Source organism: Lactobacillus taiwanensis DSM 21401, from assembly GCF_001436695.1.
Lineage (GTDB): Bacteria > Bacillota > Bacilli > Lactobacillales > Lactobacillaceae > Lactobacillus > Lactobacillus taiwanensis.
Genome location: NZ_AYZG01000051.1, coordinates 261,611 through 285,672 on the forward strand (window position 1 = coordinate 261,611; position 24,062 = coordinate 285,672).

The following is a 24,062-nucleotide window of genomic DNA, read 5'->3' on the forward strand; positions in this document are numbered from 1 at the left end:
TTTTAGATACTTTAAAACTTTTGTATAAATAAAAATCCTATTAAATCAAAGTCCATGGTCCATGTAATACTAAGATTTAGTAGGATCTTTCTACTCCTATTTTTCCGATCAAATATCATGTTATATTAAAGCAATTCTTAATTTAAAATATGTCTAATATAATTACAGACCAGTTGAGGAAGCCCATAAAACAAAAGGGCTATAAAACATCAAATTATTTCAGAGCTAAATATTTTATCTATTTGATTAAATTCTTTCTGTTCACTTAAATTTATCATTCCTAATTCTTGTAGAATAAATACTTGTACTAAATATTGAAGTAGTTGTACTGAATGCCATAAATCTGTTGTATTTTCAATAATTTTTCCTTTTTTATTTCCATGAACAATAAAAACTCGAGTATTCTTTATTAACTTTGCCCACTTGTTTATATTCATACCTATATCTTTTTCAATCGTATTTATGAATTCATTAGAAAAAGTACTTAACATCTTTTCTATTTTTTCAAGTAGATATAAATTTCGTTGATACTTTTTTGCTTTTTTACGAGATATAACTTTTTCTTTTCTATAAAATGCTTCGACTCCTTGTGTTAAATTTATTAGCATATTTTGCATACTCATTGTATAGTTTACTGTTAATAAATAGTCTTGTATTAGCAACTTTAATTCTGAACTAGCATTAAACCAATTTGACACTATTTTACTGAAATTAATATCTGTATTAAATTGAAACGTATAAAATGCACTTAATTCAGGCATTTCTTTCTGCGATCTCGTTTCTAAAAAATATACATCTTCAGAAACCTGAGTAGCTTTATCCCTTTTTATCCCACGTTTTGATAATTGCGTTGTATTAACTGGACAAGCAAGGATTACTGACAATATCTTTCTAAATTCAGTGGCGAAGTATATTGCATCAGAAGTTGAAATGTTATCTTCGCCTTCTATTAATAAATACGATTTATTAGTATAGATAACATTTCGGTTTTTATTTTTACTTTTTTGAGAAATATCTCCCACTAAAAACACATTAAATACCTGTCCTTTAAAAGTAAAATTAGACAGAAATATATTATCAGAACTAACTATTGATAAAGACATATCATCTTTAAACACAAATTTCTGTGCCGGAGCAATCCATTTATCTAACATATTGTAATCTAAAATCAAGTTATTCAATGTGACTTTTTCATATGGAAGATAATCTGTTATGGAAAACTGTATTAAATTCCATGATTGTTTTGTTATAGCTAAATGAAGATCGAGCGTATCACTTTTGGCAATATTAGGAATAAATACGTAATACATATTACTATCAGCGATACATCCAAAAATATTGTCAATTCGTCTTAATTTTGTCCCAAAAGTAATAGCTCCATGTTTTAATGGCCATCCTTGGAAAAGATCTAATGTCATCGATCCATTTTTATAATTCAAAGTACCATATTTAAACTTATCTTTATCTGTTAACAAATTAGTATAAGATTTTATAGGCATCCAACCAGCATCAATTGAAAAATCATCCAACATATTTTTCTTTAAAAGTAAGTCATATTTCCTATTAGCATCAGCACTTAAATTACCACTCAACCTCGTCATCTCGACTTTCTATATACTATAAATTACTATAATCTCTACATTTTAATCTTTAATTATAAAAACAAGTATATCAAAGATTATTATTCCAAATTTATATATTCTTGTTTGGGAGCAACGTAAGTTAAAAAATTTAGTAGATTTCTATAGTGGTCTTACCTATCATCCTGAAAATATTCGAGAAAAAGGTACTTTTGTAATCAGATCTTCTAACATTAAAGATGGTCAATTAGTAACTGGAGACAATATCTTTGTAGCTCCCGAAATAGTCAACTGTACTTATGTAAAAAAAGACGACATAATTGTCGTTGTACGAAATGGCTCAAGAAAATTAATTGGAAAACATACAAAGCTAAATTTCAATCTAAATAATGCTGTAATTGGAGCATTTATGACTGGAATTCGTTCAAATAATAATAATTTCATAAATGCGATATTTGACTCAGATAATTTTAAAAGAGAAATTCATAAAAATTTAGGTGCTACGATTAATCAAATTACGACTGGTGAATTAAAAAGAATGAATTTTTATATTCCTAGTTTAACCAGTGAACAAAATTATTTAGGCAATTTAATGAAAGTATTAGATAAATTAATCACGCTTCAGCAACGAAAATTGGAAAACTATTTACTCATAAAAAAGAAGCTATCAAATATATTTTTTAATGATAAGATAGTTAACAAAAATGATCTTCTATTTGAACATCGAGTTAAGGCTAATCAATTATTTATTTCGTATAGTAAAAAGGGACTTTCACATTTACCTGTTCTTTCTGCATCACAGAATAAAGGAATGGTTTTTAGGAAAGACGAAAGTAAGAATATATTGTATACCCATGATAATTTAACTAATTATAAATTAGTTGAACCTGATGATTTTGTAGTGCATCTCCGATCTTTCCAAGGTGGTTTTGCTTACTCAGACAAGACAGGGATTGCTTCTCCAGCATATACAATATTTAAATTTAAAAATAATGTAGCTTATAACTCAGTGTATTGGAAAGAAAAATTTAAAAGTTATAATTTTATTCAATTACTAAAAAAAATTACATATGGTGTGAGAGATGGTAGAAGTATTAGTTTTTCTGATTTCCTGTCCCTATATTTAACATTTCCAGACATTAAGCTTCAAAATAAAATTGGAAATGTTTTATCAAAATTAGACACTCAAATTTCTGATCAGAAAGAAATTATAAAAAAACTAGAAAATATAAAACAATTCCTTCTCCAAAACATGTTTATCTAACTACAAAAAGGACATCACTAACCGATGTCCTTTTTACTTATCCTAATTGTGATAAATGATGCAATATTTTATCATTATCTTTATTTTCAAGTTCACGAATAATATGTATATATGTCTCCTGTGTTGTAGTTGTATTACTATGTCCCAATCTTTTAGCCACACTTGCTATAGAGACTCCCTCATACAAAAGTAATGAAGCATGTGTATGACGCAAGCCATGAATTGAGATGATCGGAATATCTAGCTTTTCACAATACGTCGCTAACTTTTGATTTAACGTAGAATTATACACTCGCTGATTCTTATCAAAGAATATCAATTGGTTATCTTCTTTAGAACGAATTAAAGATTGGAATTGTTGCATTAGTTGCCAATCTACCATAACAGTACGATTAGATGATTCATTCTTGGTAGGTTGAAAGTGACCTATTTTTTCTTTATAATTCCATGATTTATTAATAATTATTCTCTGCTTTTCATAATCAAAGTCTTCTTTAGTTAAAGCTAACGCTTCAGCAAAGCGTAAACCAGTTTTAGCAATTAGTAAAAAGAACCAGTCCCAATTAAGCTCAGAATTTAAATCTAATGATCTAAGTAACTTTTGTAAATCAAACAAGTTTAAATACTTTATTTTCTTTTCGCTAGGACTGCATCCCTTAATAATTGCACGCCTTGTTGGATCACTTTTTAATAACCCATCGTCTACTGCGTCAAATAGGCTGGCTTTCAGATGATGATGAAAATCTAAAGTAGTCGTCTTTTCATGATTACGTGCATACAAGTTTAAAATTTGTTGATAGTTACGACGATTAAGTTCATTCATATGTAGATCTGGCGCAAGTTCTTTCAAACGTTTTTGAACTAAATAATACTTATCAAGAGTAACTTGTCGAACAGCATTGTCTTTGTAAATATGAATCCAATCCAGGTAATACTTATAGAATAACTTGGTGCTATATTTCTTTTGTGACATAGAAAAACCTCCTTAAAATATTAAGTCACGTACTTAATTGTTTAAGGAGATTATATTTTTGCAAGAGTTTTTAGATGAACATATTTTGGAGGAGAAACTGTTTTATATTTTTTAAATGATTTACGGAAGTGTTTTCTGTAGTGATTTGTACATCCAGAGTTTTTAATAAACTAGAAATAATAATTTGTTCTTTTGTGGAAGGAAGATTTACTTTAAAGACAGTAGCGAAATCTTTTATTACATGTGGAATATTTGGAGTACGATAATTTGCAAATATTTTATTTTGATATTTTTTTAAGTATTGAAAAAGATAATCGCTAGAATATTTAGGAGTATAACTTTTAAGCGTTGATCCTAATGCACCGGTAAAACCATGGTACACTTTTCCCGCTTGTGAACCATCCCATAATATGATTATGTCATTTGAAGAGACATTGGTAGGAGAATTGACCATTGATGGATTCCCACCATTAAGATAATGCGTATCTAAATATATAGATTCTTTACCATGCATTTCGGCTTTGGCGCTTCCTTTTATTGTTTTAGTAACAATATCCTTTAAAGTAAATAGTGTCCACTTACTTTTAAATTCGTTGAATCTAACTAAAGGTGTATCTTTTCCGGAAATCAAACTGTCTAATAGCGAACCTTTTAGTTGCTTAAAGAGTGTGACTTTTCGTTGCTGAAGCGTGAGTAATTTATCTAGTTTAGAAATAAGTGATCCAATCTTATTTTGCTCACTTACATTAGTAAGATATATTTGTGATTCTCTCATTTTATCAATGAAAAAATATTGTCTTACTCCACCTTCTTGAAGTCGCTGAATTTGTTTATAAAAATATTCTGATCTAAACCAATACTATAGAAATACATCATCAATATTATTATCACTTCTAAATATTTCATATAAAGAGCTTACGAGTACAGGAGTGATTGTGTTTTGATAAGCTATAGACCCTACATTAATTCTTGCTGGATTATAGGCGAAGTACTTTGGCTTTACAATGTAATTACTCGATTTATCTGTTTTCGAATATGTATTATCTTTTCCAAATTGCTCTTCTTGAGGTATAAAACCATTCTTATTAGATATAGAAAAAGCTGGAAGAGAAAGATTATCTTTATTTTTTTGTTTTGAAACTATAATATGTTCTCCCAACTTACGTTGCTCCCATTCGTCAGTGAAGCCTTTAAAACGCAATACTGGTACTCTTTTATCGTCACTTTTAGTCACGAGTTTCTTCCTCCAATTCCTTAATAATGGCGTTTAATCCATCCATTATATCGTCATCGTCAGATGTTAATTCTTTAAGCATCCCTACTAACTCTTTCTGATTCTTCTGAATTTCAATATTGGTTTCATGAAGATCAGCAGCTACTTTCTTCAAATCAACAGGTGGTTCTGGAACGAAAGTATCAACGTATCGAGGAATATTTAAATTAAAGTCATTTTCTTTAATTTCATCGAATGAAGCTACGTGAGCATAACGTTCAACATCTTTACGCTCTTTATAAGTATTGATTATCTTATCAATATCTTCTTTTCTTAATTTGTTTTGATTCTTTCCTTTTTCAAATCCTTTTGATGCATCAATAAATAAAATATCCTTATTAGTTCTATTCTTCTTAAGCACTAATACAACAGTAGGAATTCCAGTTGAGTAGAATAATCCTGCCGGCATACCTATAATTGCATCAATTTGATTCTTTTTAAGTAAGGCTTCACGAATTTTGCCTTCTTTTGCTCCTCTAAAGAGAACCCCATGAGGTAAAACAATAGCCATAGTTCCGTTTTGATCTAGGTGATACAAGCCGTGCAACAAGAATGCATAATCAGCTTTAGTCTTTGGAGCTAATCCATAATCTTTAAAACGTGGATCTTTTAACTTACGATCACTATTATCCCAACGCTGTGAATATGGCGGATTAGCAACAACAACATCAAATTTTAATGGTCGTTCAATTCCTTGTTCATTTATCTCACTCGGCCAATCTTGTTCTAAAGTGTCTGCATTTCTTAATTTCATATGATCATATTTAACATCATTCATCATTAAATTCATACGAGCAAGATTATATGTGGTAGTATTCAATTCTTGACCATAATATCTGATCTTATTTTTTATTTCATTTTTCAGAGTTAAAAGTAATGATCCGCTACCACAAGTAAAATCGTATACTCTTGGATAAAGCGTACTTTGATCAAATGATACAGTTGCCAATTTGGCTAAGACTTGTGATACTTCATGAGGTGTATAGAATTCTCCTGCCTTTTTACCAGAATTACTTGCAAACTCTTTGATTAAATATTCATATATTCGTCCTAGAATATCTTTACCGTTCTCGTCCTTATACTCAATTCTATCTACTAAATTAACGATTTCAGTCAATCCTTTAGCTCTAGCTGTTGTTGTATTTCCTAATCTGGAATTATTAAGATTCATATCTGCAAAAATGCCACTAAAGTCATCAATAGACTTTGTATTAAGTTTTAAATTATTTTCAAAACTTTCTAGCATTTGCTGAAATGTATCAGGTTTAATAGTATTGTTATTTACCTCATCTACTATTGTTTTCCATGTATATTCTGGTCCAATAACATAACCTGTACTATTTGCAATATAAGCTAATAAATCGCTCCCATCTTTTCCAGAAACTTCTCTTCTATACTCATCATTAATACCATCAATATTTTCCGGAGTATTCATTAAAATCTTATTCTTAAATAAATGATTTTCCTGTCTTTCAGATAGATAGCGATAAAACATAAAACCTAAAATATAATTTCTATATTCTGAGGCATCCATATTTCCTCTTAATCTATTTGCCATATCCCATATTTTATTTGTTACTTCTTTAGCTTTATCCATAAATTTTCCCTTTTTAATATTTCTTTGTTATTTCGTCAGCAAATTCTCTAATACTATCACTTAAACTTCTAAGATATTTAAATTTACCAAATTCACGTATCTTTTCATCTTCCGCATCTGTCGTATAAACTTGTGATGCTTCACGAATAATGTTGTCTAAATCCCCATTCATATTAAGATCATCAGTACCTTGAACATGATTATAGATAATTTCGTTAACTCGTTGATTATCTTTAATATCAACTAAGCCCCATTTACGCTTATAGGCAAGGATTTCCTCACGCATTGATCGATTAGAATATCTTTCTAATATTTCATCAATATCATTTTCTGTAACAGGATAGTTAAAATTAGACCCATTATTATTCAAAATGCTGTCTATAAATTGATTAATTTGTTCTGCTTTTTTTCTGTCATCCATTCGATCAGAAAGTTCTTTAATCTTTTTAGCAGTATTTTGAGCTTTTTCTTCTGCTTTTTTATGCTTTTGATTCATTAGCTCAGCTATTAATTGGTTAAGATAGCTATATGAAACAGTTACTTCATGAATATGCTCCATATTTAAATCAATATCACCAAAATCTGCATCAATTCTTTGAGCAATTTTTTTCTTTAATTTAATGGCTAACGTTGTCGTTAACGTTTCTTCTTGTTTTTGAGATAAGCCAATTTCTTTCAAAAACTTTTCTGGATTTTGTTCATCATATTCATCATCCTGCTTTGCCATTGCCATTAAATGATTATATTGGCGCAAATCTTTTAGCATTTGATCTTGACGATTTTTTTCTAAATTCTGAGGAACACTAGTGAATTTATTAGTAGTATCACTTAGTCGCTTAACTACAACTTTTAATTCTTCTTTTACTTTCTTAAAATTCGGTGAAATGACCTCGTTAGTAACAGACGTATCTAACCACTGTTGTTCATTGGCCGAATTCTTATCACCATATTCTGCCAAAGCTTTTTTCATTAGCTTCTCGCTTTGAACCGGCCAACGATAATTTACAATCCGACCAAATGGTTTAGTCTGCATATCATAAACACGATTAGTTCTAGAATATGCCTGAATTAAAGCAGAGCCTTGCAAGGTTCGATCTACATATAAAGTATTTAATTGCGGAGCATCAAATCCCGTCAGCAATTGGTCAACAACAATAACAAGGTCAACGTAATTTCCATCATAAATCGTCCGATTTAATCTCGAAACTAACTGTTCTGTATATTCTTTCGCATCTTTAACACCAAAACTAGTTCCAAACTGCTCATTGTAGTCTTTAATTGCTTCTTCAAGAGACATATTGTTTTCTAACTGATTGTCACTATTAGAATTATCTTGACTAAAAGTAATGCCAATCTTTAAAGGCTTTTTACGCAATTTGTTCTGTTTCTTAAACTCTCGGTAAAACATCATTGCCATTGGTGTTGAAGCTTTATTACCGCCAACGTGAGTAGTAAATAAGGCATTATACTCACTATTTCTTGAACGCTTATCCCAATTATCTAAAACGTCTTTAACAACTAGCTCTACATGCTTTTGATTACTGTCATAAACGCTAGGCTCAATCATGTCGTCCATATCTTCTGGTTGAAGGTTTTCAATTCGATCTTGAATTTGTTTTTCACTATAGGTAGGATACCTTGCCTTAAAATAGGCTGGTAAGTATTGTTCTTTTAAGACTTTATCCGATAGTGTCGTTTCAAAATCAACTTTGAATCCTAAAACATTTCCATCCCTAATAGCGTCAACAATAGTATAAGCATGAATCAAATCTCCAAAAATATCTCTTGTAGTAGGAGCTTTATCAAAATTAGGCGTACCAGTATAACCTACCCAAGCAGATCTAGTAAAAGTAGTCTTGATACTTTGAAGCATATCACCAGCAGTTGAACGATGGGCTTCATCTACAATAAAAAGGATATTCTTTTTGGCGATATCATTGATACCTTTTTTGTCTTTAACCAAAGCGGCCATCTTTTGAATAGACGTTACTATAATTCCATTCCCTTTAGATTTTATCTTTTTAGATAATACCCATCGATTTGCTGCATCAGTAACCACACCGCCGTTACCATTTTCACCTTTTTCAGGATCATAAGCGCTATATTCATCAACTGTCTGATTAGTCAGAGCAACTCGATCAACTAAGAAGATAACCTTGTCTACATTTGGTAATCTTGAAGCAAGCCAAGCCGTCTTAAAAGACGAAATAGTTTTACCAGAACCAGTCGCGTGCCAAATATATCCAATTTCTTGGTCATTAATATCAAAATCATGTTGCCGAACTTTATCAATTATTGAGCTAGCTGCATAAACTTGGTATGGACGCATAACCTTAATCATTTGTTTTCTTGGCGTACCATCTAAAATCATATAGTTTGTAGCCATTTGATGGGCCATTGGTATTGACAACATACTAGAGGTAAATTCTTGCCAATCTAATACTGGACTATTATCTTCCTTACGCTGCCATTGAAAGGCAAAAGTCTTATTGAACATTTCATCTGTAGTTCTTGCCATATATTTTGCATCATGTGGTGTCATACCTACTAAGATTTGTAGCGTAGAAAAGATATCTCCATATTGTTGTTCATGAATGTAGCGATGCATTTGATTCAACGCTTCATCAACATCATGATAATCTGCTTTTTCTTCAATTTGGATTATTGGTAAACCATTAATTAATAAGGTTGTATCAAAGCGTCGTTTTGGATAACCAGGAATTACTGCATCTCTTTCAATTTGGTTAACAACTTGATACCTTGTATTACCGGCACCGATTTGAGCTTGATCAAATACAGTTAGATATACATGTTTTCCAGAATCTAAATCAACTTCAACTTGTGACACACCATTAAGACCATATAAAAATTGACCTGCTTCATAGGGAGTTTTCAAATTAGTAATAATTCGTTTTACTTGTGCAAATTCTCCCGCGGATAATGGTTCATCTAATTTGTCACGATTATTCTCTTCTAGAATATTTTTAAAGTTACTCCAAAGCTGATCGGTAGTTTTGATTGAAGACTCATATTTCCATTGTTTAACTCCGCCAAGAGTTTCTAACTTATGGATTAATTTATCTTCAAAAATTAACTCTGCTTTTTCGATAGCCATTCATTTTCTCCTACTCATAATATCTCTATGTATTATTTTATATGACTTTCGTTGTAAAAAAACGAAAAATATCGAAAAATTTAAGGTTATCTCACTTTATACAACTTCACATAATAAAAAATATGAACCAAGCAAAAAAGCTGGCCAACAAGCCAGCTTTTTTACTACTCTTCACTATTCAATTCATCTAACATATCTTGCATATCAAGATCATCTGGTTGGACTTGCAAGTACTTCTTAATTAATTCCTTAGTAGTTGGAATTTCACGTAATTCATAGAACAAGCTAATCATCTGTCTCAAGAAGCTTGCGTTCTTTTGAAAGGCTGGATATGCTAGCAAGAACTCACTCTTAGCCTTATCATAATCTTCAAGTCTTTGATATGAAATTGCCATATTCCAGTGTGCTTGTGGTTCTAATTCTTCATCATCAAGTAACTTGAACAAGTTGATATTAGCTTCATCCTTATGTTCATGTAAGTACAAATTAGACAACTGCAAACGTAAATCACTATTATCAGGTGCTACTTCTAACCCCTTCTTAAGCAAACGTTCTGCTTCATCTAATTGATTTAAGTTAGCGGCTGCTTTTGCACCCAAACTATAAAGAACTTCATCTAGTTCATTATAAGAAAGTCCTGTTTGAGCAGTTCTCAAAACTTCTTCATTGTTATCTTCTGCCGCATAAGCTTGAGCAAGCAATGGGTATGCATTAACGTAATCAGGCTGAGTTTCAATTACTTGATCTAGATATTTGATTGCTGCCTTATCATCATTAGCTGAAAGCATAATCAAGCCTGCTTCATAAAGAGCATCAATACTTAAGATATCATTCTCATGGCTCTTAATTTCATTTGCAGCTTCTTCATAATCACCTAATTTAGCCAAACAAGCTGCAATTCTTTGACTTAAGACAACTTCGCCAAAAGTCTTGTTATTTTCTGCAAGCTGACGGTATAAATCTAATGCTTCAGCGTAGTCGCCACTTAAGTAATCTAATTCAGCCAAACCAAAGTTAATTGCATCTTCATCAGGCGCCATTTTATGGGCTTCAAGGAGCTTTTGACGCGCCGTTTCAATTAACCCATTACTTTGATAATAATCAGCTAAATCAAGCAAGCTTTCAACATAGGCATCACTATCTGACTTCACATCATATAAAAGCTGTAAACCGTCATCTTCATCGCCATCATTTAATAAAATTTCGGCTAAATATACTTTAAACAAGTCTTCCTTAGGAAATTGTCCAATCAAGAAACGATAAACTTCTTTAGCAAGATCAGTGAAACCAAGATCAGTTAAATTTTCAGCTAGAGAAGCAAGTACTTCTGGATCATCATTGTCTAGGGCCTTTTTTAATAAAATGTGATTATTAGAAAAATCATGATTTTGAATTGCATCTAGTAATTGTTCAGAATAAGTCATTTTTTCACTCTTTTCATTTGTGCTCTCACAATAATTGTACACAAAAAACGTGCCAAGCTATACAACTTAGCACGCTTTTATTTTGCTAGTAACTGAACAATTACTTAACAGCATCCTTAAGAGCCTTACCTGGCTTGAATGCAGGAACCTTAGAAGCTGGGATTTCAATTTCAGCCCCAGTTTGTGGGTTACGACCCTTACGAGCTGCACGGTGACGTACTTCAAAAGTACCGAAACCGATCAATTGAACTTTTTCACCCTTAGCAAGATCTTCTTGAATAGAGTTGAAGATTGCATCAACTGCAGCAGCAACTTCTTTCTTGGTTAAGTCAGTTTTAGCAGCAACTTCAGAAACTAATTCTGCCTTGTTTGCCATTCCACTTCACCTCCCAAAATGAATTAATGATGTTTTAAAAACAAACCTTTGAAAATAAGAAAAATGAATTCTTCATTTATTCCCTGAAATAAAATTAGCATACTAGGACGCTTAGTTGCAAGCTTTTTCGTAGGATATATCAAATATTTTTGAAATTTAAGGTTTATTTTCGTTTTCTAGCTAAGATTTTGATTGGTGTTCCTACAAAATCAAAGTTTTGTCTCAGTTGGTTAATTAAGAATCTTTGATATGAGAAGTGCAATAATTCTGGATCATTCACGAAAACTACAAATGTCGGCGGAGTTGCTGCAACTTGCGTCATGTAGTAGATTCTTAATCTCTTTCCATTTACCAATGGAGTTGGTGTAATTCTAGTTGCTTCAAGAAGAAGATCGTTTAAAACGCTAGACTTAATACGACGAGTTTGGTTTTCATGAACTTCTTTAACTAGTTTCAAGATATCTGGAACTCTTTGCCCCGTCTTAGCAGACACAAAAATAATTGGAGCATAGTCTAAGTATTGGAACTCTCTTCTGATTGTATCTTCAAAGTCCTTCATACTTCTACTATCTTTTTTAGGTAAATCCCACTTGTTAACTACAATAATTACACCGCGGCCTGCGTCATGAGCATAACCAGCAACATGTTTATCTTGTTCACGAATTCCAGTACTTGCATCTAAAACCAAGAGTGTAATGTCACTTTCTTCAATAGCACTAATCGCTCTTAATACTGAATATTTTTCAGTCTTCTCATAAACCTTACCACGGCGTCTGATACCAGCTGTATCGACAATAGTATACTTTTGTCCATTATTGGTAAAAGTCGTATCAATAGCATCTCTCGTCGTTCCTTCGATATTAGAAACAATTACACGTTGTTCACCTAAAATAGCATTTACTAATGAGGATTTACCAACATTTGGTCGTCCAATTACACTAAAACGAATTGAATCATCTTCATGTTGGTTAGCCTTATCGCCAAATTCACCAACAATAGCATCAAGCAAGTCACCCATTCCAGTTCCATGACTACCAGAAACGGGAATTGGGTCGCCTAACCCTAAACTATAAAAGTCATAAATATCTGTTCTTTGTTCAGGATTATCCGCCTTATTTACCGCCAAAATAACTGGCTTCTTAGTTCTGTAAAGCATCTTAGCAATCGTTTCATCCATGTTGGTCATGTGTTGAGTAACATCTCCCAACATAACAATTACATCAGCTTCATCAATCGCAATTTCAGCCTGTGCCTTAATTTGTTCTTCAATTTCACCAGAGTCTAAGGTAATACCACCTGTATCAATTAGGATAAATTCATGGCCCATCCATTCAGCTCGGGCATAAATTCTATCCCTAGTAACGCCAGCCTTATCTTCAACAATAGCTACGCGAGAATTAATAATTCTGTTAAAAATAGTTGATTTACCAACATTTGGTCGTCCAACTAACGCAACGATGGGTAATGACATATTATTTCTACCCCTTTCTATTTTCTACTTAAGAAATAAAAAAAGCTGACCGGAGTCAGCTTTTTTAGAGTAATGACGATTAATCCTTATCTTTAAGTTGATCACCAATAATGTCACCTAAAGCAAAGCCGTTGTCATTGTCATTCATGTACTTATCAGTTACAGAATCTTGACGACGACGTGGGCGTGAGTTGTTTTCACTCTTAGCAGCATTAGGATCAGCTTGTTTGATTGACAATGAGATTCTTCTGTCACTTGGGTCAACGCTTAAAACTTTAACTTTAACAGTTTGACCAACCTTTAAAACATCACTTGGCTTATCAACGTGCTTGTTAGCAATTTCTGAAACGTGCACTAAGCCTTGAATTCCATCAGCTACTTCAACGAATGCACCGAATGAAGTTAAAGACTTAACTTCGCCTTCAATGATGTCTCCTTCATGTAAACCTTCAGTAGCTTCTTCAAATGGGGATGGTAAAGTTTGCTTAATTGACAGGGAGATTCTGTGTCTGTCGTCATCAATACCGATAACTTTAACCTTAACATCTTGACCAGCCTTCAAAACATCGCTAGGCTTGTCAACATGCTTGTAAGAAATTTCTGAAATGTGAACTAAACCGTCCACACCACCAACGTCAACAAAGGCACCAAAACCAGTTAAACGTGATACTTTACCTTCAACAGTGTCACCTACAACTAATTGTGAAGCAACGTTTTCGAAAGCTTCTTCACGTTCTTGTTCAATTAAGTCTTTTCTTGAAAGAATTAATCGGTTCTTGTTAGGATCAATTTCAGTGATCTTCAAGTTCATCTTCTTGCCAATGTAAGGCTTCAAGTCAGAAACGTAACGGTTAGAAATTAATGAAGCTGGTAAAAATCCACGTGTACCAACATTAACTAATAAACCACCGCGAACAGCACCAGTTACAGTACCTTCAACAGTCTTGCCTTCTTCGAAGACCTTTTCTAATTCCTTGTAAGCTTCTCTTTCCTTCAAACGAGTAACTGAGAAGAAGAATTCGCCGTTTTCCTTGTCGCCACCAGCTCTTCTAAGAACTAAAGCTTCAAACTTATCACCAGGTTTTACCAATTGGTTCAAATCTGCATTACGGTCGTTAGTGAATTCACGCTTAGTGATTACACCTTCAACACCTGCATTTTCAACACCAACAGCGATTTGTCCATCTTCAACACTTAAAACTTCAACGTTAACAATGTTGCCGACTTCAACTCCCTGCATTTCTTTTAGAGCATCTAAGAATTGATTACTATTATCTGTCATAATTACCTCCCAATATCATACTTTATTTTAAAGTACTTGATATCTTTTTTCCACACTTTTGTTTAATTTTTTTGCTTTTTTTGAATTATCTCGGTTATTTTGGCTACAACTTCATCAATTGTTAAGTTTGTAGTATCTAATTCAATTGCATCCTCTGCTTTTTTCAATGGAGAAATCTCACGATGAGAATCTTTATAGTCTCTAACTTCAATATCATGTTCGATATCTTTTAAGTCTTGATGAATACCTTTTTCTTCAAAATCTAAATAACGTCTCTTAGCTCTTGAAGCAACACTAGCGATTAAGAATATCTTTACTTCAGCATCTGGTAAAACTGTCGTTCCAATATCGCGACCATCCATAATAACGTCATTCTTACCAGCCATTTCGCGTTGTAATTCAACCATCTTTTCACGAATGGCCTTTAAAGCAGAGACTTGAGACACATTTTCAGTAATTTCTGGCGTTCTAATTGCAATAGAAACGTCTTTCCCATTTACAAAAACTTTCTGTTCGCCTGCTTCTTGTTTAAAGGCAATCGTACTCTTGTCGATTAGGTCTAAAATTGCCTTCTCGTCTCCATAATCAACATTATTATCGTGTGCAATTAATGTACATGCTCGATACATTGCACCTGTATCAATATAAATATAGCCTAAATTATGTGCGATAACTTTAGCAACTGTACTCTTCCCCGCTGATGCAGGACCATCAATAGCTACTTGCATTAAATAATTGAGTTCCTTTCTTTTTCATTCAAAGTAAATTCTACCATAAAACAAAAAGTAGAAGTCAGTTGACTCCTACTAAATAAAATTCTTTTTAATCTAGAAATTGCGTTTTACGAATTTTTCTAAAACTGGTAACAGGGTCCTAGCTAAAATTAAAACTACTATACTGTTAATCAATCCCTTAATTAAGTTAAATGGCACAATTGCTGAAACAATGTAAGTTAGAAGTGATGAATTTAACTTAAATCCCATTAAAGAGATATACATTGGTGTTAAAACAAAGTAATTTGCTAAAGACATTACTATCGTCAAAGCAATCGTTCCGACAACTAAGCCGAGAACTTGATACCTTACCTTATCTTCATGTTTTTTACTAATGTAGTAAAAAGGCAAGATATAAGCTAAACTTGCTAGAAATGCAGCTAACTGACCAACCATCGAAATTGGATTAAATCCAGAAATGAACAGACTCAATAATGACTTAAAAAGCGCGATCATTGTTCCGCCTAATGGACCAAAAACCAAAGTACTAAGGGCAACTAAGGAATCAGAAAAGTCCATCTTTAAGTAATCAAAACCTGGAATAATTGGTACTTCAAACTTCATAATTAAAAATGCCAATGCACCAATCATTGCCCAAGCGAGCCAATAAGCTAGTCTTACATGACTTAAACTTGTTTTTCTTTGCATGATATATTTCCTCCATAACACACAAAAGGTCTGCTGCTTCAGCAACAGACCTTATCAATCTAAATCATGTTTAGTTTTTAGCCTGTCTTCTTCCATCTAGACTTTAACTATCGGTACCTAAGGTTCAACTACATAAGTAGCTCGCGGACTCTAACCGCCGGTCGGGAATTTCGCCCTGCCCTGAAGACAACATCCTTTTATTTGTTTTTTACAAGTAAATAATAATACTTCTTAGTAAAATTGTAAATATAAATGTTCTTAATTACTTCAATTTAAGTGATTGACCAATACTAATACTATCAGCTGACTCTAAACCATTAAGTTGCTCTAAATGATGAACTGAAGTGTTATTTTCACGAGCAATTTTTGATAAAGAATCTCCTTCTTGAACTGTGTAAGAATGTGGAGCTTGATATTCGCTAGAACTGCTACCACTAGTTTGCCAATTGTTTTGGCTAGTGTGAGATGAATTTTGCGTAGATTGTTGAGTGTGATCTTGCGCAGTAGTTTGACTCGCACTATTGTCATAAGATTGACTACTACTTTGAACAACTTCACTACTTTGTGATTGTGATTGACTAGTTACTGCTGGAGTCATATCTTGCGATTGACTTGAAGATGAATGTTCTTCCTTCTTTACGCTACTCTTTGATTTGCTCTTCTTAGAAAAACTACTCTTACTCTTTTTACTTTTATGCTTATGAGGTTTAGAAGACTTAGTTTTTGAAACTTTAACACTCTTTTCAGCCAAATCAGTATTAGAGTTTGAACGCAAGCGTGATGAAACAATCGGAATTAAGGCGATCAAAATTATTGCAACAATAATTAACCCTGCCCATAACTGACTATGATGCATACCATGAGAATTTTGTTCTGACTCATTAGGAGTTTTAGGAGCTTGCTTAGACTCAGGTTCTAACTCTGCATGGCGATGATGCATTGCGCTTCTAGACGTCGTTGGACGTTGAAAGTGCTTGTATGGGCCCTTTGGTTCTTTATTGTCCTGAGATTTATTTTCCTTCATTCCAAGATCCTCCGATTAAAGATTATTAGTTTTATTTTATCACAGCTTGTAAAGTGTGTGTTAATCAGCCAAGTGATTCAAACGAAATACTTCTTCGTGAGTTAATTCGCGATATTCACCTGAAGTTAATGACTTCAAAGTTAAAAAGGCATACTTTTCACGTGATAGTTTTTCTACAAAATGGTGCACCGCTTCGAACATTCTCTTAACTTGGTGGTAGTGACCTTCGTGAATGGTTAATTGAACAATTTGAGTGTTCTTCTTATCATCCGTCTTCAAAATCTTTAATTTAGCTGGTGCGCTCTTTCTGCCATCAATTCGAACTCCATGAGTAAGTGAACGAATATCTTCTGGGGACAAGATTCCCTTAATTTTTGCTACATAAACCTTTGGTACTTCATTACGTGGGTGCATCAACTTATTAGCTAATTCACCATCATTTGTCATTAATAATAAGCCGGATGTATCGTAATCAAGACGACCAACTGGATAAAGACGATATGGTACATCTTCAAAGAAGTCAACTACTGTTTTTCTACCTTTGTCGTCACTTACTGAAGAAATTACTCCACGTGGTTTATAGAATAAGTAAGTATGCAAAGCTTCCTTCTCAATTGGGACACCATTTACTTCAATTTTATCGTTAGACTCTACTTTAGTACCAAGCTCAGTAACTCTCTTACCATTAACAGTTACTTGACCAGCTGTAATCATTTTTTCAGCCTTACGTCTTGATGCCACACCTGCTTGAGCAATCACTTTTTGTAGTCTTTCAGCCATTTTTATTCACCTTCGTCAAAATTAATTTCTTTATTATTTCCTTCATCCTGATCAAATAAGTTTACTGGATTATCATCTGCTTCAAATTCTTCAATTACAGGTAAATCAGCTAAACTTTCATAATTGAAATATTGTAAGAAATAATCAGTTGTAACATACAAATTCGGATGACCGGGAACATCTTTTTTTCCATCTACTTTAATTAATCCACGCCAAACTAAAGTCTGCAAAGCTCCTGAAGAATTAACCCCTCTTAAGTCATCGATTTCAACACGTGTAATCGGTTGACGATAAGCAATGATAGATAAAATCTCAAGAGCTGATTGACTTAAATTCTTTGATAAATCCTTTTGGAAGAATTTAGAAATGACATCCCCGCACTTAGCGCTCGTAGTTAACTTATAGGTTTGGTTAATACAAATTAACTGTAGTCCCGAATTTTCATCACTTTTCAGTCGATCTTTAAGATGATTTGCCAGCTCTCTTAATGCAGAAGGCGAGATTTCTAATAATTGCAGCAAATTATCTGCATCTAAGCCATCATCCCCTGCTGCATAAAGTAGGGCTTCTAATTCTGCTTCTTTACTTGCCATTCGTCTCTACTTTCTCTAACTCTAGATCACCAAAATCTCTACTTTGTTTTACCAAAATTTTATGATCACGACATAATTCTAAAACTGCTAAGAATAAGCCAATTACTTGATCAAGGTCTTGAAAGTTTTTAATACAATCAAAAAAACTAGTTGATCTTTTCTTATGTAACTTATTTTTCAAAAAGTTCGTCATTTCTTCAATTGAAGTTTCATGAACTTCGATTTTTCCAACTTGAGGTTTTCTTAATTTAAATCGCTCTAAAACAACCTTAAAAGTATTTGCAAGTTCATCACTTGTAATTTCACCTAAAGGCAATCGTTCTATTTCCTTTTTGGGTGAAACCGAGGGATCTTTTGCCACTGTAATTGGCATTTCTTCATCTCGCTTTTTAAAATAATCTGCGATTCTTTGAAAGACTGAATATTGCACCAACTGTTCAACCAGCTCAGTACGTGGGTCTTCTTGATACTGATCTTCTTCAATAAAATCATTTTTAGGTAACAAATATTGCGATTTAATTCTTAAAAGAGTTGATGCCATCACAAAATACTCCCCAGCAATCTGTAAATCTAAAGTCTGCCAGCGAGCTAAGTTAGCTAAATATTGTCCCGTAATTTTCGCAATCGGAATATCATAGATATCTATCTTCTGCGACCTAATTAAGTGCAAAAGTAAATCTAAGGGTCCGGTAAAATTAGGAAGATCTAAAGTCAATTCATCAGCATTATTCATCAGTTTTATTTTCCTTTAAATAATTTAATAAAAAGGCCCAGTCAGGCAAAGCCGTAATCATCTTATCAGGATAGAGGTGCTTTAAATCATTCATTACTCGCTGTTCGGTTTCTTGATCACGCATTGTTGGATCAAGAGATAAATAGCGAATAATGATAAAATCTTTTTCTTCCTGAATACCGATAATTCCTCTAGCATTGCCCTTTTGTTGATAAACAAGAACCTCAAATTGGTTAGAATCGCTAGTATATAGCTTCATTTCTTCCTGTAAGTTCTTAATATTTTTAAAATCTGAAAGATACGACAAGTATCCCATCACAGTTTTTTCGTAATCTTTTTTATATTTGCTGATCATAATAGTTAGGCACGTGGATGTGCTTGATTATAAACCTCCAAAATATGTTTCTGTGTCAGATTAGTGTAAATCTGTGTAGTCGTAATATCACTATGCCCCAAAATTTCTTGAACTACTCTTAAATCTGCTCCATTTTCAAGCAGATGTGTCGCAAAAGTATGCCTAAGAGTATGCGGCGTTACATTCTTAGTTATTCCAACAAGCTGACAATATTTTTTTATCTTTTGCCAAACAGCCTGTCTAGTCAATTGATGACCGTGATTATTCAAAAATATTACATCAGTAAATTGACCGCTCTTCAGGACTTGAGCTTCTCTAACGTCTTTTTGATATTTCTCTAACCATGATAAAGCAACTTCGGTAATTGGTACAAGTCGTTCTTTTGATCCTTTACCAAGAACTCGAATAATTTTCAAATCATTATGAATATCGCCAGTCCGTAAATTAATTAATTCACTAACACGCATGCCTGTAGCATAAAGAACTTCAAGCATTGCTCGATCTCTAATTCCCAATCGAGTATTCGTATCAGGAGCAGTCAACAATTTGTCAACTTCGTCTTGGCTGAGTGCTGTTGGCAATCGGCGTTCACTTTTTGGTGAATCAATCTTAACTAACGGATCACGCTCAATTATATCTTGCCTTAAAAGCCATTGATAAAATTTACGCAAACTAGAAATCATACGACTAATTGAGGTAGTTGCTTTCCCCTTATCTTTTTGAGTAGCGAGAAAAGCATCAACAACTAGATAATCTACTTCCCAACTTGTTTCATTTTGATCTTGTAAGTAACTTAGATATTCTTCCAAATCCGTTCGGTAAGAAACAATAGTATTTGGACTTAAACCACGTTCTACCTGACCGAATCTTAAATAATCCTCTAAATTATCCTTCATTATCTGCGTCTGAGTCATCTTTTTCTACCAAGCTAATTGTTCCTGCATCTTTATCTTCAGTAATTAACCCATTCTTTAGTAAGTGTCCCAGTGCACGTTTGAAAGCAGACTTTGAAATGCCAAAGTGATTCTTAATTTCTTGAGCATCACTCTTATCGTAAAAAGGTAAAGTCTTAGTAGCTTCACGACGTAAACTTACTAAAATCATTTGAGCATCATCATCAATTTCTTCAAATCCACGAGGAAGAACACTCAAATTCAATCTACCATACTGACTAACACCAATTACACGTGCCTTGATCTTTTGTCCAACACGTAATGGACGGAACATTTCAGATTTGTGGACAAAGGCTAAGTAGTATTGATCAGTAATTACAAAAGAACCAACTTCATAATTTCGATAGACCGTTCCTGACATATTTTTATTTTCTAAGTGTGCTGGGAAATTAGCTGCTAATTGTTCAAAAACATCTTCTTCAGCCATCTTAGCCCAAATACGTTCTTTTTCATCTGTTTCAAGGCGAACCAAGAGCCTGTCATCCTTTTTAGGCCATTGATCTTTTTCAAGTGGTAAATCATCTAAAGATACAACAACATCTTTATCATTTAAACCAATATCTAAGAAAACACCTAAATCACGGCGAACTTCTGTTACAGTTGCCCAACCGTATTGATCTTTTTGAGCAAATGGATAAAATTGCGTCATTGCTTTCTTTTTATCTTTATTTTCATAGATAAAGCCCTGGACTTCATCACCTAAGTGGATTGGTTCATCTTGTGTAATTTCTATTTTCTTTAATTCAAAAGTTACTCCTTCAACCTGCACATAAAAAGCAGATTCATTTTCATCAGTAACTTTTCCTTTTCTTATTTCACCTAACATAATAGCGCCTCAATCCTTTTATTTTGTCTGTCATCTTATAGTATAAGGAAAAAAAGACAAAAATAAAATAGCCAGCCTTCGCTGACTATTTTAATAAGCTATTTAATTCAGATTAAAGGTTAGTTGCTTCGCCTTGGTAAACAGCACCGCGACGAGCATCAACAGTAATCTTAGAACCATCCTTGATCTTTTCCACTGCATCAGTAGCACCAACGATAACTGGGATACCAAGTGAAAGACCAACAACAGCTGCGTGACTAGTTAAACCAGAAGCTTCAACTACCATACCTGAAGCCTTCTTGATTGCTGGTAAGTAATCCTTATCAGTAGTCTTAGCAACTAAGATGTCACCATCTTGAACTTTGCTGTTAGCTTCTTCAGCAGAAGTTGCAACTACGGCTTTACCAATAACTGATTGTTCACCAACACCTAAACCTTTAACAAGTTGGGTACCGATTAATTGTAACTTCATCAAGTTAGTAGTACCAGTTTCGCCCAAAGGAACACCAGCAACGATAATTACTAAGTCACCGTCTTTTGCAAGACCAGTTTCTTTAGCAAGTTCAGCTGCCTTTTCAAACATTTCTTCAGTAGACTTAGGCTTTTCAGTCAACATTGGCTTTACACCCCAAACAACACCTAATGAGTGTTGAATCTTGTCGTTGAAAGTCATAGCAATAATGTCTGCGTTTGGACGGTACTTAGAAATCATACGTGCAGTGTAGCCAGATTCAGTTGCAGCAATAATAGTCTTAACGCCCAATTCTTCAGCAGTTCTAACAACTGATTCACCAATAGCTTCAGTAACGTTTGAGCCCTTGTATTCTTCGAATCTTTGAAGAGCTAACTTGTTACGCTTAGCAAGTTGCTTTTCAGTACGCATATCGATTTCAGCCATAGCCTTAACAGCCTTAACTGGGTAAAGACCATTTGCTGATTCACCTGAAAGCATAGTTGCATCAGTACCATCAAGAACAGCGTTTGCAACGTCAGTAACTTCGGCACGAGTTGGACGTGGGTTTTCTTGCATTGAGTCAAGCATTTGAGTAGCAGTAATAACTGGCTTACCCAATGCGTTACATCTTCTGATTAATTCTTTTTGTACAAATGGAACATTGATAAATGGAATTTCAACACCCATGTCACCACGAGCAACCATTAAACCATCAGAAACCTTTAAGATTTCGTCGATGTTATCAATACCTTCTTGTGATTCAATCTTAGGGAAGATCTTTACATATTCACAGTGTGCTTCTTCAAGCAATTGACGAATGTCAAGAACATCTTGTGCTTTACGAACAAATGAAGCAAAGATGAAGTTGATACCTTCCTTTAAACCGAACTTAATATCGTTAGTATCTTTTTCAGTGATACCTGGGAGGCGGATTTCAACACCAGGAGCGTTAACACCCTTCTTAGAACCAATTAAACCAGTGTTTTGAGCTTCACAAACTAATTCTCTCTTAGCGTCATCTTTTTCCTTAATCAAAAGGTCAACTAAACCATCATCGATTAATACGTGACCACCAACGTGAGTATCGTCGTAAAGACCATCGTAGGTAACGTGGATCATGTCCTTGTTACCCTTCTTAGTGTCGTCCATAGAAATACGGATAGTGTCACCAGTGTTAATAGTGAACTTGCCGCCTTCTTGTTCAGTAGTTCTAATTTCGGCACCCTTAGTATCAAGAGCAATGCCAAGAAGTTTACCAGTCTTCTTTTCAACCTCACGAACCATGTTCATACGTTCACGGTGTTCTTCGTGGTCACCGTGTGAGAAGTTGAAACGGAATACGTTTGCACCTGCTTCAGCTAATTTAGTAATAGTCTCAACATCGTTTGAGGCTGGCCCTAAAGTACTAACAATTTTAGTTTTCTTCATCTTGAAAAAATCTCCTATAATACAAAATCAAAAACTACTTGGCTAAGTCTTTGTTTAATGAGTATAACGCATAATTACCGTGGTGTTTTGCATCAAACAAATCAAGAATATCATGGTGGGTAAGCTTGTTATCTTCCATACCAACAGCTAAGCCGCCTTTGCCTTCAAGTAATAACTTAACAGCATAAGCACCCATTTCACTTGCTAGCACACGATCACGCATTGTTGGGCTTCCGCCACGTTGCATATGACCCAATACGTTAGCACGAGCATCAAAGTCGCCATACTTAAGAAGTTCATCCTTAAATTTATCAGCGTCCATAACACCTTCAGCTAGAACAACAATTCCATGCTTCTTACCATTAGCAAATCCTTGCTTCAAGTTTTCAGCAATTTCTTTAATGTCATAAGGTTCTTCTGGAATAACAATTGCATCTGCACCGGTAGCAACACCAACATGCATTGCGATATCTCCACAATCACGACCCATAACATTTACAACAAATACACGTTGGTGACTTGTTGCAGTGTCACGAATCTTATCAATGGCTTCCATTGCAGTATTACATGCAGTATCAAAACCAATTGTAAAATCAGTGTAAGGAATATCGTTGTCAATTGAACCCGGAAGACCAATGGCATTATATCCATGTCTTGTAAGCTTCAATGCACCATGGTAAGAACCGTCACCACCAATGACAACTAAAGCATCGATTCCATGCTTCTTTAATTGTTCGATTCCCTTAAGTTGAACTTCTTCTTCCTTAAATTCTGGGAAACGAGCTGAATAAAGAAAGGTACCGCCGCGGCTAATCTTGTCCGCAACTGTTTCAGAAGTCATTTGGAAAATATCACCAGCAACTAAGCCAGCATATCCATAACGAATTCCACAAACTTCGATACCGTTTGCCAAAGCTGTACGAGTAACAGCTCTAATGGCAGCGTTCATACCAGGGGCATCTCCACCACTAGTTAAAATACCAATCCGTTTCATGAATTCACCTCTACGATTTTCTGTGTTTTACTCACATCGGTTTTATCGTACCATTTTTTTTACTCAATGTCTTCAAAAAAAAGCTTATTTTTTTCACTAATCATCCCTATCAAATAAATGATTTCGCTTTCAATACTGCTAAGCTC

At 33.8% G+C, this 24,062-nt stretch carries 22 protein-coding genes and 1 riboswitch; of the genes, 1 reads left to right on the forward strand and 21 read right to left on the reverse strand.

Going from position 1 to position 24,062, the window contains the following annotated elements; translation table 11 throughout:
- Positions 1-209 precede the first annotated feature (209 nt).
- Positions 210-1,601 carry a HEPN domain-containing protein gene (locus tag FD18_RS07510; protein WP_057719305.1) on the reverse strand — a complete coding sequence of 464 codons (1,392 nt, stop codon included), beginning with the start codon at positions 1,599-1,601 and terminating at the stop codon, positions 210-212.
- Positions 1,602-1,698: 97 nt separating this feature from the next.
- Here FD18_RS07510 and FD18_RS07515 point away from each other — a divergent pair, with 97 nt between their 5' ends.
- Complete coding sequence (locus FD18_RS07515; RefSeq protein WP_200953895.1) at positions 1,699-2,844, forward strand: restriction endonuclease subunit S; 1,146 nt, start codon at positions 1,699-1,701, stop codon at positions 2,842-2,844.
- A 37-nt stretch (positions 2,845-2,881) separates the two neighbouring features.
- Here FD18_RS07515 and FD18_RS07520 read toward each other — a convergent pair whose 3' ends face one another.
- The 20 genes from FD18_RS07520 to pfkA all read right to left on the reverse strand — a co-directional run bounded on the left by FD18_RS07520 (position 2,882) and on the right by pfkA (position 23,916).
- Positions 2,882-3,817: a site-specific integrase gene (locus FD18_RS07520; protein WP_057719307.1), complete on the reverse strand. Its 936-nt coding sequence runs from the start codon at positions 3,815-3,817 to the stop codon at positions 2,882-2,884.
- A 70-nt stretch (positions 3,818-3,887) separates the two neighbouring features.
- Positions 3,888-4,592: a restriction endonuclease subunit S gene (locus tag FD18_RS09500; protein WP_083486772.1), complete on the reverse strand. Its 705-nt coding sequence runs from the start codon at positions 4,590-4,592 to the stop codon at positions 3,888-3,890.
- A gap of 84 nt (positions 4,593-4,676) precedes the next feature.
- Positions 4,677-5,051 (reverse strand): hypothetical protein, encoded by a 375-nt coding sequence (locus FD18_RS07530; RefSeq protein WP_057719308.1) that lies wholly within the window; start codon positions 5,049-5,051, stop codon positions 4,677-4,679.
- The gene (locus FD18_RS07535; protein ID WP_057719309.1) at positions 5,044-6,687 is read right to left on the reverse strand and encodes a type I restriction-modification system subunit M; all 1,644 of its coding nucleotides are present in this window, start codon (positions 6,685-6,687) and stop codon (positions 5,044-5,046) included. The genes FD18_RS07530 and FD18_RS07535 overlap by 8 nt, the downstream gene beginning before the upstream one ends.
- A gap of 13 nt (positions 6,688-6,700) precedes the next feature.
- Positions 6,701-9,802: a type I restriction endonuclease subunit R gene (locus FD18_RS07540; protein WP_057719310.1), complete on the reverse strand. Its 3,102-nt coding sequence runs from the start codon at positions 9,800-9,802 to the stop codon at positions 6,701-6,703.
- Positions 9,803-9,966: 164 nt separating this feature from the next.
- Positions 9,967-11,226, reverse strand: coding sequence for a tetratricopeptide repeat protein (locus tag FD18_RS07545; protein WP_057719311.1), 1,260 nt, complete (start codon positions 11,224-11,226; stop codon positions 9,967-9,969).
- A gap of 100 nt (positions 11,227-11,326) precedes the next feature.
- Positions 11,327-11,602, reverse strand: a complete 276-nt coding sequence (locus tag FD18_RS07550; RefSeq protein WP_004894504.1) for an HU family DNA-binding protein — start codon at positions 11,600-11,602, stop codon at positions 11,327-11,329.
- A gap of 163 nt (positions 11,603-11,765) precedes the next feature.
- Complete coding sequence (gene der / locus FD18_RS07555) at positions 11,766-13,073, reverse strand: ribosome biogenesis GTPase Der (protein ID WP_057719312.1); 1,308 nt, start codon at positions 13,071-13,073, stop codon at positions 11,766-11,768.
- Between the two features lie 79 nt (positions 13,074-13,152).
- A complete protein-coding gene (rpsA, locus tag FD18_RS07560; protein WP_057719313.1) occupies positions 13,153-14,355 on the reverse strand; it encodes a 30S ribosomal protein S1 in 1,203 nt (400 codons plus the stop codon).
- 62 nt (positions 14,356-14,417) lie between these two features.
- Positions 14,418-15,083: a (d)CMP kinase gene (cmk, locus tag FD18_RS07565; RefSeq protein ID WP_057719314.1), complete on the reverse strand. Its 666-nt coding sequence runs from the start codon at positions 15,081-15,083 to the stop codon at positions 14,418-14,420.
- Between the two features lie 99 nt (positions 15,084-15,182).
- Positions 15,183-15,776, reverse strand: a complete 594-nt coding sequence (locus tag FD18_RS07570; protein WP_057719315.1) for an ECF transporter S component — start codon at positions 15,774-15,776, stop codon at positions 15,183-15,185.
- A gap of 80 nt (positions 15,777-15,856) precedes the next feature.
- A riboswitch (FMN riboswitch) is annotated at positions 15,857-15,968 on the reverse strand.
- Between the two features lie 70 nt (positions 15,969-16,038).
- Positions 16,039-16,800, reverse strand: a complete 762-nt coding sequence (locus FD18_RS07575; RefSeq protein WP_057719316.1) for a LysM peptidoglycan-binding domain-containing protein — start codon at positions 16,798-16,800, stop codon at positions 16,039-16,041.
- Positions 16,801-16,860: 60 nt separating this feature from the next.
- Positions 16,861-17,580 carry a pseudouridine synthase gene (locus FD18_RS07580; RefSeq protein ID WP_057719317.1) on the reverse strand — a complete coding sequence of 240 codons (720 nt, stop codon included), beginning with the start codon at positions 17,578-17,580 and terminating at the stop codon, positions 16,861-16,863.
- A 2-nt stretch (positions 17,581-17,582) separates the two neighbouring features.
- Positions 17,583-18,173 (reverse strand): SMC-Scp complex subunit ScpB, encoded by a 591-nt coding sequence (scpB, locus tag FD18_RS07585; protein WP_057719318.1) that lies wholly within the window; start codon positions 18,171-18,173, stop codon positions 17,583-17,585.
- Positions 18,163-18,906 (reverse strand): segregation and condensation protein A, encoded by a 744-nt coding sequence (locus FD18_RS07590; protein WP_057719319.1) that lies wholly within the window; start codon positions 18,904-18,906, stop codon positions 18,163-18,165. Before FD18_RS07590 ends, scpB begins: the two co-directional genes overlap by 11 nt.
- Positions 18,899-19,261: a hypothetical protein gene (locus tag FD18_RS07595; RefSeq protein ID WP_057719320.1), complete on the reverse strand. Its 363-nt coding sequence runs from the start codon at positions 19,259-19,261 to the stop codon at positions 18,899-18,901. The genes FD18_RS07590 and FD18_RS07595 overlap by 8 nt, the downstream gene beginning before the upstream one ends.
- Positions 19,262-19,266: 5 nt before the next feature.
- Positions 19,267-20,157: a site-specific tyrosine recombinase XerD gene (gene xerD, locus FD18_RS07600; protein WP_057719321.1), complete on the reverse strand. Its 891-nt coding sequence runs from the start codon at positions 20,155-20,157 to the stop codon at positions 19,267-19,269.
- Positions 20,147-21,040, reverse strand: a complete 894-nt coding sequence (locus FD18_RS07605) for a CvfB family protein (RefSeq protein ID WP_057719322.1) — start codon at positions 21,038-21,040, stop codon at positions 20,147-20,149. The genes xerD and FD18_RS07605 overlap by 11 nt, the downstream gene beginning before the upstream one ends.
- A 112-nt stretch (positions 21,041-21,152) precedes the next feature.
- Entirely contained in the window at positions 21,153-22,922 is a 1,770-nt protein-coding gene (pyk, locus tag FD18_RS07610) for a pyruvate kinase (RefSeq protein WP_057719323.1), read from the reverse strand.
- A gap of 34 nt (positions 22,923-22,956) precedes the next feature.
- Positions 22,957-23,916 (reverse strand): 6-phosphofructokinase, encoded by a 960-nt coding sequence (gene pfkA, locus FD18_RS07615; protein ID WP_057719324.1) that lies wholly within the window; start codon positions 23,914-23,916, stop codon positions 22,957-22,959.
- Positions 23,917-24,062 lie beyond the last annotated feature (146 nt).

Coding starts and splice junctions, on each gene's coding strand:
- FD18_RS07510 (WP_057719305.1), bottom strand. CDS start 1,601: ATGACGAGGTTGAGTGGTAATTTAAGTGCTGATGCTAATAGGAAATAT.
- FD18_RS07520 (WP_057719307.1), bottom strand. CDS start 3,817: ATGTCACAAAAGAAATATAGCACCAAGTTATTCTATAAGTATTACCTG.
- FD18_RS09500 (WP_083486772.1), bottom strand. CDS start 4,592: ATGAGAGAATCACAAATATATCTTACTAATGTAAGTGAGCAAAATAAG.
- FD18_RS07535 (WP_057719309.1), bottom strand. CDS start 6,687: ATGGATAAAGCTAAAGAAGTAACAAATAAAATATGGGATATGGCAAAT.
- FD18_RS07540 (WP_057719310.1), bottom strand. CDS start 9,802: ATGGCTATCGAAAAAGCAGAGTTAATTTTTGAAGATAAATTAATCCAT.
- FD18_RS07545 (WP_057719311.1), bottom strand. CDS start 11,226: ATGACTTATTCTGAACAATTACTAGATGCAATTCAAAATCATGATTTT.
- FD18_RS07550 (WP_004894504.1), bottom strand. CDS start 11,602: ATGGCAAACAAGGCAGAATTAGTTTCTGAAGTTGCTGCTAAAACTGAC.
- der (WP_057719312.1), bottom strand. CDS start 13,073: ATGTCATTACCCATCGTTGCGTTAGTTGGACGACCAAATGTTGGTAAA.
- rpsA (WP_057719313.1), bottom strand. CDS start 14,355: ATGACAGATAATAGTAATCAATTCTTAGATGCTCTAAAAGAAATGCAG.
- cmk (WP_057719314.1), bottom strand. CDS start 15,083: ATGCAAGTAGCTATTGATGGTCCTGCATCAGCGGGGAAGAGTACAGTT.
- FD18_RS07570 (WP_057719315.1), bottom strand. CDS start 15,776: ATGCAAAGAAAAACAAGTTTAAGTCATGTAAGACTAGCTTATTGGCTC.
- FD18_RS07575 (WP_057719316.1), bottom strand. CDS start 16,800: ATGAAGGAAAATAAATCTCAGGACAATAAAGAACCAAAGGGCCCATAC.
- FD18_RS07580 (WP_057719317.1), bottom strand. CDS start 17,580: ATGGCTGAAAGACTACAAAAAGTGATTGCTCAAGCAGGTGTGGCATCA.
- scpB (WP_057719318.1), bottom strand. CDS start 18,173: ATGGCAAGTAAAGAAGCAGAATTAGAAGCCCTACTTTATGCAGCAGGG.
- FD18_RS07590 (WP_057719319.1), bottom strand. CDS start 18,906: ATGAATAATGCTGATGAATTGACTTTAGATCTTCCTAATTTTACCGGA.
- FD18_RS07595 (WP_057719320.1), bottom strand. CDS start 19,261: ATGATCAGCAAATATAAAAAAGATTACGAAAAAACTGTGATGGGATAC.
- xerD (WP_057719321.1), bottom strand. CDS start 20,157: ATGAAGGATAATTTAGAGGATTATTTAAGATTCGGTCAGGTAGAACGT.
- FD18_RS07605 (WP_057719322.1), bottom strand. CDS start 21,040: ATGTTAGGTGAAATAAGAAAAGGAAAAGTTACTGATGAAAATGAATCT.
- pyk (WP_057719323.1), bottom strand. CDS start 22,922: ATGAAGAAAACTAAAATTGTTAGTACTTTAGGGCCAGCCTCAAACGAT.
- pfkA (WP_057719324.1), bottom strand. CDS start 23,916: ATGAAACGGATTGGTATTTTAACTAGTGGTGGAGATGCCCCTGGTATG.